Annotated in this window: 12 protein-coding genes; 11 read left to right on the top strand and 1 reads right to left on the bottom strand. The window is 72.7% G+C overall.

The annotated features are described in order from the left end of the window. The first annotated feature begins 56 nt into the window (after positions 1–56). From AB0J02_RS23925 to AB0J02_RS23905, 5 genes are all read left to right on the top strand, one after another. Positions 57–1,385 (top strand): ABC transporter substrate-binding protein, encoded by a 1,329-nt coding sequence (locus AB0J02_RS23925; protein ID WP_363195779.1) that lies wholly within the window; start codon positions 57–59, stop codon positions 1,383–1,385. A 147-nt stretch (positions 1,386–1,532) separates the two neighbouring features. After that, the gene (locus AB0J02_RS23920) at positions 1,533–2,606 is read left to right on the top strand and encodes a sugar ABC transporter permease (protein ID WP_363195778.1); all 1,074 of its coding nucleotides are present in this window, start codon (positions 1,533–1,535) and stop codon (positions 2,604–2,606) included. Further along, a complete protein-coding gene (locus tag AB0J02_RS23915) occupies positions 2,603–3,460 on the top strand; it encodes a carbohydrate ABC transporter permease (protein WP_363195777.1) in 858 nt (285 codons plus the stop codon). The genes AB0J02_RS23920 and AB0J02_RS23915 overlap by 4 nt, the downstream gene beginning before the upstream one ends. Before the next feature lie 88 nt (positions 3,461–3,548). Continuing rightward, entirely contained in the window at positions 3,549–4,517 is a 969-nt protein-coding gene (locus AB0J02_RS23910; protein WP_363195776.1) for a carbohydrate kinase family protein, read from the top strand. 39 nt (positions 4,518–4,556) lie between these two features. Beyond that, positions 4,557–5,870 carry an alpha-glucosidase/alpha-galactosidase gene (locus AB0J02_RS23905; protein WP_363195775.1) on the top strand — a complete coding sequence of 438 codons (1,314 nt, stop codon included), beginning with the start codon at positions 4,557–4,559 and terminating at the stop codon, positions 5,868–5,870. A 40-nt stretch (positions 5,871–5,910) separates the two neighbouring features. Here AB0J02_RS23905 and AB0J02_RS23900 read toward each other — a convergent pair whose 3' ends face one another. Continuing rightward, complete coding sequence (locus AB0J02_RS23900; protein WP_363195774.1) at positions 5,911–7,401, bottom strand: alpha/beta hydrolase; 1,491 nt, start codon at positions 7,399–7,401, stop codon at positions 5,911–5,913. A gap of 199 nt (positions 7,402–7,600) precedes the next feature. Here AB0J02_RS23900 and AB0J02_RS23895 point away from each other — a divergent pair, with 199 nt between their 5' ends. Genes AB0J02_RS23895 through AB0J02_RS23870 form a run of 6 tightly spaced genes read left to right on the top strand, consistent with a single transcriptional unit; the run spans position 7,601 to position 14,014 of the window. Then, entirely contained in the window at positions 7,601–8,872 is a 1,272-nt protein-coding gene (locus AB0J02_RS23895) for an ATP-grasp domain-containing protein (RefSeq protein WP_363195773.1), read from the top strand. Between the two features lie 8 nt (positions 8,873–8,880). Beyond that, complete coding sequence (locus AB0J02_RS23890; RefSeq protein ID WP_363195871.1) at positions 8,881–9,732, top strand: DUF364 domain-containing protein; 852 nt, start codon at positions 8,881–8,883, stop codon at positions 9,730–9,732. Continuing rightward, positions 9,729–10,868 (top strand): PLP-dependent cysteine synthase family protein, encoded by a 1,140-nt coding sequence (locus tag AB0J02_RS23885; protein WP_363195772.1) that lies wholly within the window; start codon positions 9,729–9,731, stop codon positions 10,866–10,868. The genes AB0J02_RS23890 and AB0J02_RS23885 overlap by 4 nt, the downstream gene beginning before the upstream one ends. After that, complete coding sequence (locus AB0J02_RS23880; RefSeq protein WP_363195771.1) at positions 10,865–11,947, top strand: dipeptide epimerase; 1,083 nt, start codon at positions 10,865–10,867, stop codon at positions 11,945–11,947. Before AB0J02_RS23885 ends, AB0J02_RS23880 begins: the two co-directional genes overlap by 4 nt. Beyond that, a complete protein-coding gene (locus AB0J02_RS23875; RefSeq protein ID WP_363195770.1) occupies positions 11,931–13,166 on the top strand; it encodes an MFS transporter in 1,236 nt (411 codons plus the stop codon). Before AB0J02_RS23880 ends, AB0J02_RS23875 begins: the two co-directional genes overlap by 17 nt. A 17-nt stretch (positions 13,167–13,183) precedes the next feature. Further along, positions 13,184–14,014 carry a class I SAM-dependent methyltransferase gene (locus AB0J02_RS23870; RefSeq protein WP_363195870.1) on the top strand — a complete coding sequence of 277 codons (831 nt, stop codon included), beginning with the start codon at positions 13,184–13,186 and terminating at the stop codon, positions 14,012–14,014. Positions 14,015–14,060: the final 46 nt, after the last annotated feature.

Here is a 14,060-nt window from a genome sequence, read left to right as displayed (position 1 = left end):
CCTCCTTGTTCGGCGATTCGGCACGGCGTGCTCCGCACGCCTCCTTGGAGGTGCACATGGCCGCGAACCCTCGTATGTCCCACCCGTCCCGCCGCGGAATCCTGCGGCGGGGCACGGGGCTTGCGTTCGGCGCCACCGCGACGGCCGCGCTGTCCGGCTGCGGCGCGGACGCCTCGGACGGCGTCGGCCCGGACGGCCGGGTCACGGTCGAACTGTGGCACGGCCAGACCGACACCGCGCGCACCGCGATCGAGGCGCTGGTCCGGGAGTTCAACCGGACCCACCCCCGCATCCGCGTCGACGCGGGCGGCGGCGTCCTCTCCGACGCGATGCTCCAGAAGATCACCGCGTCGATCGCGTCCGGTTCCTACCCGGACATCGTGTACGTCTTCGGCTCGGACCTCGCCAGCGTCGCGCGCAGCCCGTCGGTGGTCGACCTGACCGACACGCTCCACTCGGCTCCCGTCCCGTGGGACGACTACTGGAAGCCGGCGCGGGACGCCGTCACCCTCAACGGCCGGGTCCGTGCGGCCCCCGCACTCATGGACTCGCTCGCCGTCGTCTGCAACAAGAAGCTCTTCCGTGACGCCGGTCTGCCCCTGCCCGAACCCGGCTGGACCTGGCGGGAGTTCACCGACACGGCCGCCCGCCTCACCGACCGGCGGCGGTCCGTGTTCGGCACCGGCTGGCCGGGCCTCGGCGACGAGGACACGGTGTGGCGGCTGTGGCCGATGGTGTGGGACCTGGGCGGTGAGGTCATCGCGCCGGACGGGAAGTCGATCGGCTTCGCGAAGGAAGGCGTACGGGCGCTGGAGACGGTGGACTCGCTCGCGCGGGCGCGCAGCGTGTACATCGACCTCAAGCCCGGCAGCGAGCAGATGTACCAGGTCTTCCTCGCCGGACGGATGGGCATGGTCGCCACGGGGCCGTGGCAGCTTCCCGACATCCGGAACGCGAAGATCGACTACCACGTCGTCCCGCTGCCCAGCTACAGCCGCCGTCCGATGACCATTTCGGGGCCGGACACCTGGACGGTCTTCGACAACGGACCGGCGCGGGTACGGGCCGCGCGCACCTTCGTGACGTGGCTGACGCAGCCCGCCCAGGACGTGCGCTGGGACGTCGAAGCGGGCAGTCTGCCGCTGAGCCGGCCGACCGCGGCGCTGCCGGCCTGGCGGACACAGGACGCGGAGATCGAGGGACTCTCGGTGTTCACCCGGGCGCTGGAGTCCGCCCGGGTCCGCCCGGTGCACGCCGCGTATCCGCAGATCTCGCAGGCGCTCGGCCAGGCCATCGCCGCCGTACTGCTCGGCAGAAGCAGCCCGGCCGAAGCGCTTCGCCGGTGCGCGCGGGAGGCCGACGCCGCGCTGCTCATCCCGCGGTGACCCGGTAGGCGGCATCGACGGTGCACGGACGTGCACGTCCGTGCACCCACGCACCCGCGTACAGCCCACGGGCAGCCCCGCCCGTGCGGACAGCACTGCCCCGCGCAGACCGCGTACACCGCGTACACCGCGCTCAGGAGAACCGCCATGCCGCGACTTCCCGCACCGCTCACGCTCCCCGACACAGACCCCGGCGCCACCCGCGACGGCCGCGCCCGCCGTGCCCGCGGGAAGGACCCCGGGCGGCCGGCGGGCGGCGCCGGGGACCGGCCCCCGCGTACGGGCCGTTCGCCGCTGCGCCGCGGTGAGACCGTGACCGCCTGGGCCTACATATCGCCCGCCGTCCTGATCATCCTCGGGCTGAGCGTCGTCCCCGTCCTCTGGTCCCTCCTGCTCTCCTTCCAGGCGGACGACCTGGTCACCCCCAGCCGCTGGGTCGGCCTCGACAACTACCGCGCGCTCCGCCAGGACCCGCACTTCGCCGAGGCCGTGGGGAACACCCTGCTCTACACGGCGCTGTACGTGCCGCTCTCCATCGGCCTCGGGCTCGCGCTCGGCCTCGCACTGAACCAGCGCATCCGGTTCGTGGGGCTCTACCGGACGCTGTTCTTCGTGCCGTTCGTCGTCTCGGCCACCGCCCAGGGCGTGCTGTTCTCCTTCATCCTCGACCCGGAGTTCGGCGTCGCCAACTCCGTACTGCACCATCTCGGCATCTCCTCGCAGGGCTTTCTCTCCGACCCGGGACAGGCCCTTCTCGTGCTGGTGGCGATCTCGCTCTGGAGCGGCACCGGCTTCTGCGTCGTCGTCTTCCTCGCCGCCCTCCAGGACGTGGACCCGTCCCTGATCGAGGCGGCGCGCCTCGACGGCGCCGGACGGTGGCACCTGCTGCGGCACGTCACCCTGCCCGCGCTGGCGCCGGTGGGCGTGTTCCTGCTGGTGTGGCAGACCATCAACGCCCTTCAGGTCTTCGACCTGGTGTACGTGACGACCAAGGGCGGGCCGCTCGGCTCGACCACGGTGATCGTCTACTTCATCTGGGAGCAGGCGTTCAAGAACTTCACGGCCGGCTACGGCGCCGCGGCGGCCTATGTGCTCGCGCTGGCGCTCGGCGTGGTCACCGTGGGGACGCGGCTGGTGCGGAGCCGTTCCGCACGCCAGTCACCCCCGACATCCCAGTCACCCCCGACATCCCAGGCGTCGCTGGAAGGAGCCGGCAAGTGACGGTCACCACCCCCTCCGCCGCGCGGCCCAAGAGCTGGGCACGGCTGCCGTTCAGCCCCTGGCACCTGCTGCTCGCCCCGCTCGCGCTGGTCTTCGCGATCCCACTGATCTGGCTGCTGCTCAGCTCCGTGATGACCGACGCCGAGATCAACCGCTTCCCGCCCGCCCTGTGGCCGTCCGGCATCGACCTCGGCGGCTACCGGTACGTCGTCGGCAACGCGATGTTCCCCCGCTGGTTCGCCAACTCGCTGATCGTCTCGGCCGTCGCGGTCGTGTCCAACCTGGTCTTCGGCGCCCTCGGTGGCTACGCGTTCGCCCGGATGCGGTTCGCCGGGTCCCGGCTCCTCATGGGGCTGATGCTGGCGACGATGGCGATCCCGTTCCAGCTCACGATGATCCCGACCTTCCTCGTCATGAAGCGGCTCGGGCTGATCGACACCCTGGGCGCGCTCATCGTGCCGTCACTGGTCACGCCGTTCGCGGTCTTCCTGCTGCGGCAGTTCTTCCTTTCGCTCCCCAGGGAACTGGAGGAGGCCGCCTGGATGGACGGCTGTTCCCGGCTGCGCGTGCTGTTCCTCATCGTGCTGCCGATGTCGCGGCCCGCGCTGAGCACGGTGGCGGTACTGACCTTCCTGACCACCTGGAACGACCTGACCTGGCCGCTGATCGCCATCAACCACGACACGCAGTACACGCTGCAACTCGGACTGACGACCTTCCAGGGCCTGCACCACACGAAGTGGTCGGCGGTCATGGCGGGCAACGTGCTCACCGTGCTGCCGGTGCTGCTCGCCTTCCTCTTCGCACAGAAGTCCTTCGTCCAGTCCATCACGTCATCGGGACTCAAGGGATGAACAAGCGATGAGACCGGACCACCCCGCACACCTCTCCCTCTCCCTCTCCCTCTCCACCTTCTCCGTATCGCGATCCCAGGGAAACCGCATGCCGCACACCTTCGATCTGCTGGTCATCGGGGACGCCAACCCCGACATCGTCCTCGGCCCGCTCGACGCGCCGCTCGCCTTCGGCCAGCGCGAACAACTCGTCGACACCGGCCTGCTGACCCTGGGCGGCTCCGCCGCGATCATGGCGTGCGGCGCCGCCCGCCTCGGACTGAAGGTCGCCTTCGCGGGGCGGGTCGGGGACGACGAGGCGGGGCGCTTCGTCACGGCCGCGCTCGCCGCCCGGGGCGTCGACACCGGCGCCGTACAGGTCGACCCGGCGCTGTCGACCCCGCTGACGGTCGTGGTGACGCGTGGCGACGGCGACCGTACGATCCTCACCGCGCCCGGCACCCTCGCCGCCACCGGCGCCGACGACGTGCCCGAGGCGCTGCTGCGCGACAGCCGCCATGTGCACGCCGCCTCGTACTTCCTGCTGCCGAAGCTGGCCGAGGCGCTGCCCGCGCTCTTCCGCACGGCGCACGCGGGGGGCGCCACCACCTCGCTGGACACCAACGACGACCCGGCGGGGAAGTGGGACACCGGCGGGCTCGAAGCGGCGCTCGCCGTCACCGACTACCTGCTGCCCAACGCCCGCGAGGCCCGCGCGCTCGCCGGCCTGCCCGAGGACGCGCCGCTGGACGAGGCGGCCCGCCGGCTCGCCCTGCGCGGACTGCTGGTGGCCGTCAAGGACGGTGCGGACGGCGCCCTCCTGCACGACGGCAGGGCCGCGCTCCGGACGCGGGGCATCCCGGCCGAGCCGCTGGACACGGTCGGGGCGGGCGACAGCTTCGACGCCGGGTTCGTCGCCGCCGTGCTGTCCGGCCGTTCCACCGCCGACGCGCTCGAACTCGCCTCGGTCTGCGGGGCCCTGTCCACCAGGGCGTACGGCGGCACGCCCGCCCAGCCCACCTGGGACGAGGCGCAGGGCGCGCTCCCCGCCGCTCCCCGCCCCCAGACGTACGCGTAACAGCACCCGTAACAGCACCCGCAACGGAAAGAACCACTCATGACCACGAAGATCGCCTTCATCGGCGCCGGAAGCGTCGTCTTCACCCAGGGGCTCCTGACGGACCTCTTCGCCTTCCCCGACCTGCGCGACCTGCACATCGCCCTGCACGACATCGATCCGGAGCGGCTGGAGACCGCCCTCGGCGCGGCCCGTCACATCGCCGACCGCGCGGGGGCCGCCCCGCACGTCGGCGTCACCGCGCACCCGGACCGCCGCGAGGCCCTGGCCGGCGCCGACTTCGTCATCAACATCGTCCAGGTCGGCATGGGCGCGTCGACCCGCACCGACTTCGACGTACCCGCCCGGTTCGGGCTGCGCCAGACCATCGGCGACACCCTCGGCGTCGGCGGCATCTTCCGCGCGCTGCGCACCTTCCCCCTGCTGAAGGCGCTCGGCGAGGACATCGCGGAGCTGTGCCCGGACGCGTGGCTGCTCAACTACACCAACCCCATGGCGATGAACGTCCAGTACCTCACCGCCGCCACCGGACTGACACGGGTCGTGGGCCTGTGCCACTCCGTCTACTGGACCCTGCGCGACCTCTCCGACCTGTTGAACGTGCCGTACCAGGAGGTCACCTACCGCGCCGCCGGGGTCAACCACCAGGCGTGGCTGTTGCGGTTCGAGCACGAGGGCGTGGACCTCTACCCGCGGCTCGACGAACTCATCGCCTCCGACCCGCAGTTGCGGCGCCGGGTGCGCGTCGACATGTACCGGCGCCTCGGCTACTACCCGACCGAGACGAGCGAGCACTCCGCCGAGTACGTGCCCTGGTACCTGCACCACGACAGCGAGATCGAGCGGCTGCGGCTGCCCGTCGGCGCGTACCTCGGGATTGTCGACGAGAACGTCGCCCTGTACGAGAAGACCCGCGACGCGCTCGCCGCCGGGACACCGCTCGATGTCGAGGGCACGATGGAGTACGCGCCCCAGGTCATCCACAGCATCACCACCGGCACGCCGCGCACGGTCTACGGAAACGTCCCCAACCACGGCCTGATCGACAACCTCCCGGCCACCGGCACCGTCGAAGTCCCCTGCCTGGTCGACGCGTCGGGCGTGCAGCCGACCAGGATCGGTGCCCTGCCCGCCCAGTGCGCGGCGCTCAACCGCGGCTATCTGAGCATGAACGACCTGGTGGTCAGGGCCGCCGTGGAGGACGACCCGCGCTCGATCCGGCAGGCCGCCATGGCGGATCCGGCGACCGCCGCCGCGCTGCCGGTGGAACGGATCTGGGAGCTGTGCGACGCCATGGTGCTGGCGCACGGCGAGCTGCTCCAGCCGTCGCTGCGGGCGACCGGCCTGCTCTGACCCGGCCGGCCCCCTCCTTTGCCCGCAGCCCGGTGCGGGGTCAGGCGTCGGGCAGCCCGGGGCCGGCGCAGTGCAGGCCGGATACTGGCGGGAGAGTGCCGTCGTCGAGATAGGCGGCCACCGCACGGTCCACGCAGGCGTTGCCGCGGCTGGCGAACACGCCGTGGGAGTAGTCGGCGTCGAGCGTGATCAACCGAGAGCCGGGCAGGACGCGGGCGAGTGCGCGGGCCCCGGCGACGGGCGTGACCGGATCGTGCGCGGAGTTGACCAGCAGGACCGGCGGGGCGTCCGGGCTGCCGAGCGCCGTCCGGCGAGCGGGGCGGTGGTGCCAGTACGTACACGCCGACGCCTCCAGACCGGTCAGGACGGGCTGGGGGTCCAGGGCACGGAGGGCACGGACGCCGGCGACGACCTCGCGGGGCGTAGGGCCGGGGCCGTCCGCGCACTTCACGATGCGGTTGGCGGCCTCGTAATTGCGGGAGCCGGGGCTGTCGAAAGGTGCCGTCGGGCGCAGGCCGTCGCCGCCGCCGTTACGCAAGTATCCGCGCAGTCCCTCGGCGAGGGGTGCCCAGCGTTCCGTGCGGCCGAGGGCGCGGTACACGGCGCGGTCGAACTCGGCGGAGCCGAATCCGTTCACCGGGTCTGCCCCAACTCCCGTACGCACGCGCAGATATGAGGCGCGCACGGCTCGCGCGTCGGCGCCGAGCCCGAAGCGGCCCGCGTGGGCGGCGGCCCAGGCGAAGAAGGTGTCGCGCTGGGCGAGCAGGGCGCGGCTCTGCCGCAGGTCGAAGGCGTACCAGTCCTCGGGTCCGACCACGCTGTCCAGCACCATGTGTCGCACGCGCCCGGGGAACAGGGCCGTGTAGGCGGCGCCGAGGTAACTCCCGTAGGAGACCCCGAGAAAGCTCGTCCGCCGTTCCCCGAGCGCGGCACGTATCGCGTCCATGTCGCGCGCCGTCTCCTCGGTCGAGATGTACGGCAGAGCGCCGGCCGCACCTGCCGCGCAGTCGTCGGCGAGCGCCCGCAGGGAGCGGAGATGATTCCGCTCGGCTGCCGTGTCGCGCGGGACGGGATCGGCCCCTGGACTGTCGAACAGGCCGCCCGTCCGTCCGCACGAGACAGCTGAGCTGAGCCCCACCCCGCGCGGGTCGAAGCCGATGACGTCGTACGAACGGCGAACCGATTCAGGCAGTTTGGCCCGCTTCGTGACCGCGTAGGGAAGACCGGAGCCGCCCGGGCCGCCGGGGTTGACCAGCAGGATCCCGCGGCGTTCGGCCGGCGTGCCGGTGGCCGGGACGCGGGAGACGGCGAGGGACAGGTGCGGGCCGTGCGGGCGGTGCCGGTCGAGCGGCACGTCGAGGGTGGCGCACTCGACGCGGGCCGGGGCGGCGGGAGCCGGCACCGAGGGCGGACAGGCGCCGAACCGCAGGGCGGCGGCTTCGGCATGGGCCGGTGCGGGGGCCAGGAGGGCCGCGGCCAGCAGCGGCAGGGCGGACAGCGATCGGGACGTGCGGCGGGCGAGGGGCGTCACGGCGTTCGGGGCTCGCAATCGGTGGTGGGGAGACGCGATCGGTGGTCGGCGTCGGCTGTCGGTGAGCCGTCGGATGACAATGAAAACGATTGTCGATAACGTGGCCCCGGTCAAGTCGGCGACCCCCACCGCAGGGGGTGCGCCGTGCTGCCGTACCGCTGTGCGTGAAACCTCAACCGCACGCCACGAAAGGGGAGTTGTGGGACATCTGCTGGTGGTCGAGAGCTGGGTCGGGTCGATGAGCAGACTGCTGCCGGAGGCGCTGCGCGAAGGGGGACACGAGTTCACGTTCCTCACCCGGGACCTGGGGCACTACCTGCGGGCAGCGCCCGAAGGCGTCCGGCATCCACTGCTCGGGGCCCGCAACGTGATCACGGCCGACACCAACGACCTCGACGCGCTGCTGCCGGTCGCCGAGCGGCTGCACACGGCCCTCGGCTTCGACGGTGTGCTGAGTTCCTGCGACTACTACCTGCCGGCCGTGGCCGCCGTCGCGGCCCGGCTCGGACTGCCCGGCCCTGCCGCCGACGCGGTCGGGCACGCCTGCCGCAAGGACCTCACCCGCCGGATCCTGGAGGACGCCGGAGTGCCCGGGCCGCGGTTCGCGGTGGTGGAGCCGGACGAGGAGCCGGGTGCGGCGGAGGTCCGGGCGGCGCGCGCTCTGGGCTTCCCACTGGTGGTCAAGCCGGTCGACCTGTGCGCGGGCATGTACGTACGACGCGTGGACGACGAGGCCGAACTGGTGGCCGCCTGCCGGGCGCTCGCCGGCTTCCCCGTGAACGCGCGCGGTCAGCACCGCCCCTCTCTGGTCCTCCTGGAGGGACTGCTCGACGGGCCCGAGGTCAGCGTCGAGACCGTGTCGTCCGGGGGGCGGATCCGGGTCGTCGGAGTCACCGACAAGAGCATCGCGGGAGCGCCCGCGTTCATCGAGACGGGACACATGTTCCCCGCGGCTCTGACCCCCGCCGAACGAACGGCCGTACAGGACACGGCAGTTGACGCACTGAAGGCGCTGGGTCTCTCGGACGGTGTCGTCGCGCACACCGAGATCAAGCTGACCTCCGCGGGACCGCGCGTCGTCGAGGTCAATCCACGCCCCGCCGGCAACCGCATCACGGAACTCGTCCGGCACGTCACCGGCATCGACCTCGCCGCGGCCGCCGTGGACGTGGCGCTCGGCCGCGAACCCGACCTCGCCGTGCGCGCCACCGGGCTGCGCAGCGCCGCCATCGGATTCCTCGTACCCGAGGTCGACGGAACCCTCGCCGCGCTCGACAGGCATGAGCAACTCCAGCAGGAGACGGGCGTGTTGGAGGCGCTGCTGGCCGAGCCCGGACATGCCGTCACCGCCGCGGGCAGCAACAACGAATACCTCGGGCACGTCATGGCCGGCGACCCGCACGGCCTCGGGGCACGCGCACGTGTCGAGACGCTGCTGGCCGGTGTGCGGGACCGGATGGTGATCCGGTGACGAGGGCCATGACGGCGCGCAAGGGGCCGGTCACGTACGACCGTCTCGTCGAAGAGGTGCGGGCCGGTGCCCACGGACCCGACCCGGCCACGCTCCGCATCTCCGTGGCCTTCGTCACGCGCCAGGCCGTACGGCACGACGGGCGCGGCACCGGCTACCGCAACGAGGTGCTCAGCCTGCGCCTCGCCGAGGCCGTCGGATCCTGTGCCGTCGAGCCGGGCACGCTGCCCGACGCGGCGATCGACGACTGTGTCGGCGCCGACGTGGCCGCCTTGCTCGCGCACCCGCTGCTTCCGGTGCGGATCGCCGCGCTCGACGCGTACCTGATGCATCTGCTGCCGCACACCGCGGTCAACGGCGCGAGGACGGTGGCGCTGGCGCCCGGCACGTCCCTGGAGAAGTCGCGGGCGAGGGCCGCCGCCGTCGTCGACCTGCTCGACACGGAACGGCTCCCGCAGGGGGCGTGCGTGCTGGTCGTCGGCGTCGTCAACTCCCTTCTGCAGGAGCTGCGTTCCCGCGGGCTGCGCTGCATTCCCTGCGACCTCAAGGGCGGCACGACCGAGTGGGGCGAGCCGATCGTCACGGACGCGGGCGCAGCACTCGATCGCTGCGACGCGGTGCTGGCCTCCGGAATGACCCTCGGCAACGGCTCCTTCGACGCCCTGCGCGCGCACGCGCTGCGCGAAGGCAAGCAGCTGGTGATGTTCGCGCAGACCGCAAGCGCCGTGCTGCCGCGCTTCCTCGGGGACGGGGTGAGCGCCGTGTGCGCGGAGCCGTACCCGTTCTTCTGGCTGGACGGCGGGCCCGGTGTCCTCCACCGCTACCGCGCCCCGGCGCTCGAGGGGGTGCGGCGACGATGACGACCGCCGTCCGCTCGGGGCCCGTCGCGCGGCCCGAACTGCTCGATCTGCTGGGCCGGACCCCGCTCGCGCGGATCACCGCCGACCTGCCCGGGCCACACCCCGGTTTCTGGGCGAAGCTCGAAGGACTCGGCGCCGGCGGGATGAAGGCCCGCGCTGCCGTCTCCATGCTGCGGGGCGCCCGGCGGCGCGGCGAGCTGCTGCCCGGCGCGCCCGTCGTCGAATCGACCTCCGGCACGCTCGGCATCGGACTCGCCTTCGCCGGGCAGGCCCTCGGGCACCCCGTCGTCCTCGTCGGCGACACCGAACTGGAGCCATCTGTACGGAAGTTGCTGCGCGCACACGGAGCCAGGCTCGAACTGGTGCGAAGGCCCGCGGCGCAGGGCGGCTGGCAGGCCGCCCGGCTCGCCCGGTTGCACGAGGTGCTCGCCGAACTGCCCGGCGCCTACTGGCCCGACCAGTACAACAACCCCGACAACATCGCCGGCTACGCCTCGCTCGCCTCTGAACTCGTCGCGCGGCTGGACGTGTTGGACATCCTCGTGTGCAGCGTCGGTACGGGTGGGCACAGTGCCGGAATCGCCGGACCGCTGCGCGAGCGCTTCCCCGCACTGCGGCTCATCGGTGTCGACGCCACCGGCTCCACGATCTTCGGCCAGCCCGCCAGGACCCGCCTCATGCGCGGCCTCGGCAGCAGCATCCACCCGCGCAACGTCGCGTACGGCCTGTTCGACGAGGTCCACTGGATCGGTCCCGCCGAAGCCGTGGACAGCTGCCGGCGGCTCGCCCGGTCCAGCTTCGTCACCGGTGGCTGGAGCACCGGAGCCGTCGCGCGCGTCGCGGCGTGGGCCGCGCACACCCACCCCGGCGCCTGCGTCGCCACCGTGTTCCCCGACGGGCCGCACCGGTACCTCGGCAGCATCTACGACGACGACTTCACGGCACGCCACAACCTGCGGCCCGGCGCCGCCGCGGCCGCCCCCGCGGAGATCCCGCATCCCCGAGCGGCCGAGGCCACGGGCTGGACCCGCTGCCGCACGGTGACCGACCCCCTCCGCCCGGGCCCCGCCCTCCCCGGCCCCTTCCGTCCTGACCCTCTCCGCCCCGAGCACCTCGCCATGAAAGAGACCCCGTGAAGGCAACCCACCGCACCGCCCGCCTCCACCTGGCCGAACCCCTGCGCATCTCCCGCTCCGTCACCACCGCGCGCGACGCCGCGTGGCTCACCCTCGAACACGAGGGGCAGCACGGCCACGGCGAGGCCGTCAGCAGCGTGTACTACGGCCTCGACATCGACACGCTCCACCGCCACGTCGACCGCATCGCGCGCGAGGAACTGCCCCGGTTCGCCGGACCCGAAAGCGCACTGCAGGCCTTGCGCGACGGTGAGTTGACGCGAGACGCGACCCCGGCCGCCGTGACCGCCGCCGTCGAGTCCGCCCTCCTGGACCTCGTCGGGAAACGTGCGGGGAGCCCCGTGCACCGCCTCGTGGGTCTGGCCGCACCCCGCGTCGCCACCGCCCGCACCCTCGGCATCACCTCACCGCTGCGCGCCGCCCGCCAGGCCCGCCGGCTCGCCGGGAGCGGATTCCGGATCATCAAGGTGAAGGCCGGCACGCCCGATCCCGAGGACGACATCGAACGCGTACGTGTCATCCGGGACGCCGCGCCCCACGCCCGCATCCTGCTCGACCCGAACGGCGCCTGGACCCTCCGGCAGGCGCGGAAACTCCTGCCGCGCTACGCCGAGTTGGGTGTCGAAGCGGTCGAGCAGCCGGTCGCTCCCGGGGACCCCGAGTCGTTCGCCGCGCTCGCCGAACGCTCCCCGCTGCCGCTGATCGCCGACGAGGACGCCGTCGACCTCGCCGACGCCCGCCGCCTTGCCGGACGCGTCCACGGCATCAACGTGAAGCTCGCCAAGTGCGGAGGCGTCCACGCGGCCCTGCGCATCGCCGCGCTCACCGAGGGCAGCGGCACCGACCTGATGCTCGGCTGTCTCGCCGCCAGCACCCTCGGCCTCGCCCCCGCCGTCCACCTCGCGGCCCGGGCCCGCTGGATCGACCTCGACGGCCATCTGCTCCTCGCCCATGACCCATGGACCGGGATCGGCGGCTCGGACGGCATCCTCCACACAACTGGGTTCCCTGGACTGGGAGTTGACGAGCGTCACGGAGCGACGACGACGGAAGGGGCGTGCCGTGAAGACGTGGCATGAGATGCGCCGCTTCCCGCTCGCCATCCGCCTTCTCCTCGTCAACCAGCTCGGCGTCAACACCGGCTTCTACCTCCTCATCCCCTACCTCGCCACCCACCTGAGCCAGGACCTCGGCCTGTCGGCGGCGGTCGTCGGCATCGTCCTCGGCGTGCGCAACCTCAGCCAGCAGGGCCTGTTCCTCATCGGCGGGTCCGCCGCCGACCGGCTCGGCGCGCGCGGCGTCATCATCGCCGGCTGCGGTCTGCGCACCGTCGGGTTCGCCCTGTTCGCGCTGGGCGACGGGCTGCCCGTGCTGCTCGCCGCGTCCGTCCTGAGCGGACTGGCCGGCGCGCTGTTCAACCCGGCCGTGCGGGCGTACCTCGCGCAGGAGGCGGGGGAGCGGAAGGCGGAGGCGTTCGCCCTGTTCAACGTGTTCGCGACGACGGGCGCCCTGGTCGGACCGCTGCTCGGCAGCGCCCTGCTCCTCGTCGACTTCCGCGCCTCCGCGCTCACCGCCGCCGCGATCTTCGCGGTCCTCACCGTCGCCCAGGCACTCGTGCTGCCCGCCCGCTCCGTCGCACCGGCCGAGGGAGGCGTCCTCGCCGACTGGCGCGAGGTCGTCGGCAACCGGGTCTTCCTGGCGTTCGCACTCGCCATGGTCGGCATGTTCACCCTGGAGAACCAGCTGTACCTGCTGCTGCCCGACGGAGCGCGCACGGCCACCGGCTGGGACGGAGCGGCCGGGATCGTCTTCCTCGTCGGCACCGTCGTCAACCTCACCCTCCAGATGCGTGTCACCGCCGCGCTGAAGTCCCGTGGGGACAGAGCGCGTTGGATCGCTGTCGGCCTGGCCGTCATGGCGCTGGCGTTCGTGCCGTCGATGGCCGCCGCGGGCCGCGGGGCCGGGGGGACGGCGGCCGTCGCGGTACTTCTCGGGGCGCTGCTGCTGTACGTCGGCGTGATGATCGCGCAGCCGTTCGTCATGGAGCTGATCCCCGGCTTCGGGCGCCCCGAACTCACCGGCACGTACTTCGGGATCTTCTACGTCGTCTCCGGCATCGCCGCTGCCGTCGGCAACACCGTCGTCGGCTGGGCCATGGACACCGGCACCCGCGGCGCCGCCTGGCTGCCCTGGGCGTGCTGCCTCCTCTTCGGTCTCACCTCCGCGGCCGGCGTGGCCTGGCTGCGCCGCCTGGGCGCCCTGCCCGCCCGGGAACCCGCACTGGCGGCCGCCGCATGAACGAGGACACGCACCGCATGGCCACCTGCGCGGAACGTCCGGGCGCTCTCCCGGAACAGCCGTGCCGCAGCAACCTGTTGACCGACAATCCGGCGCTCTACGAAGCCCGCTTCCCCGACCTCGAACGCCGCGCCGGGCGGTGGGCCGAGGACTGTCTGCGGCGCCACGCAGTGGGCCCACGGGTCCTCGACCTGGGCTGCGGCACCGGGCGCGACGCCGCGTACCTGAGCCGCGCGGGCCGGCACGTCGTCGGCGCGGACCTCTCCGAGCCGATGCTCGCGCACGCCCGCAGCCACCACCCGGGGCCCGAGTACGTCCATGCCGACCTCCGTCATTTCGACCTGGGCGAGCGGGAGTTCGATGCCGTCGTGTGCCTGGACAGCGCGCTGCTGTACTGCCACACGAACGCGCAGCTCGACACGTTCCTCGACTCCTGCCGCCGCGCCCTCGCACCCGGCGGGCTGCTCCTCGGCGAGATGCGCAACGGCGCCTACTTCCTCGGCCGCACCGATCTCCTCGACGCACCGACCGTCGACTCCGTGTCCTGGCGGGGCGTCACCTACCGCTCCACCACCACACTGCACGTGGACCGCGCCGCCCAGCTCCTGTGCCGCACCCGAATATGGGCCACCGGCGACGCCGCCGAGCCCATACGGCAGCGGTCCGCCTGGCGGCTGTTGTTCCCCCAGGAGATCCGGCGCGCGCTGACCGCGCACGGATTCGAGGTCCTCGCGCTCTACGACACACCTGGACCCCGCACCGAACCCCCGTGGCGGGACGGGCAGTTGCCCGCCGACCCCGCGCGCACCGACGGCGACCGGCTGCATCTCGTCGCCCGCCTCGTCTGACGCACCGCGCCCGCCCACCCCACACGGCCCACACCACAAGGACGTA

Origin of the sequence: Streptomyces sp. NPDC050264, from assembly GCF_040655895.1 — a bacterium.
GTDB lineage: Bacteria > Actinomycetota > Actinomycetes > Streptomycetales > Streptomycetaceae > Streptomyces.
This window is presented reverse-complemented; position numbering and strand designations above follow the sequence as displayed.

What these genes read in the sequence shown, in the direction of transcription:
- AB0J02_RS23925 (WP_363195779.1), top strand. Translation starts at nt 57, where the DNA reads ATGGCCGCGAACCCTCGTATGTCCCACCCGTCCCGCCGCGGAATCCTG.
- AB0J02_RS23920 (WP_363195778.1), top strand. Translation starts at nt 1,533, where the DNA reads ATGCCGCGACTTCCCGCACCGCTCACGCTCCCCGACACAGACCCCGGC.
- AB0J02_RS23910 (WP_363195776.1), top strand. Translation starts at nt 3,549, where the DNA reads ATGCCGCACACCTTCGATCTGCTGGTCATCGGGGACGCCAACCCCGAC.
- AB0J02_RS23905 (WP_363195775.1), top strand. Translation starts at nt 4,557, where the DNA reads ATGACCACGAAGATCGCCTTCATCGGCGCCGGAAGCGTCGTCTTCACC.
- AB0J02_RS23890 (WP_363195871.1), top strand. Translation starts at nt 8,881, where the DNA reads ATGACGGCGCGCAAGGGGCCGGTCACGTACGACCGTCTCGTCGAAGAG.
- AB0J02_RS23885 (WP_363195772.1), top strand. Translation starts at nt 9,729, where the DNA reads ATGACGACCGCCGTCCGCTCGGGGCCCGTCGCGCGGCCCGAACTGCTC.
- AB0J02_RS23870 (WP_363195870.1), top strand. Translation starts at nt 13,184, where the DNA reads ATGGCCACCTGCGCGGAACGTCCGGGCGCTCTCCCGGAACAGCCGTGC.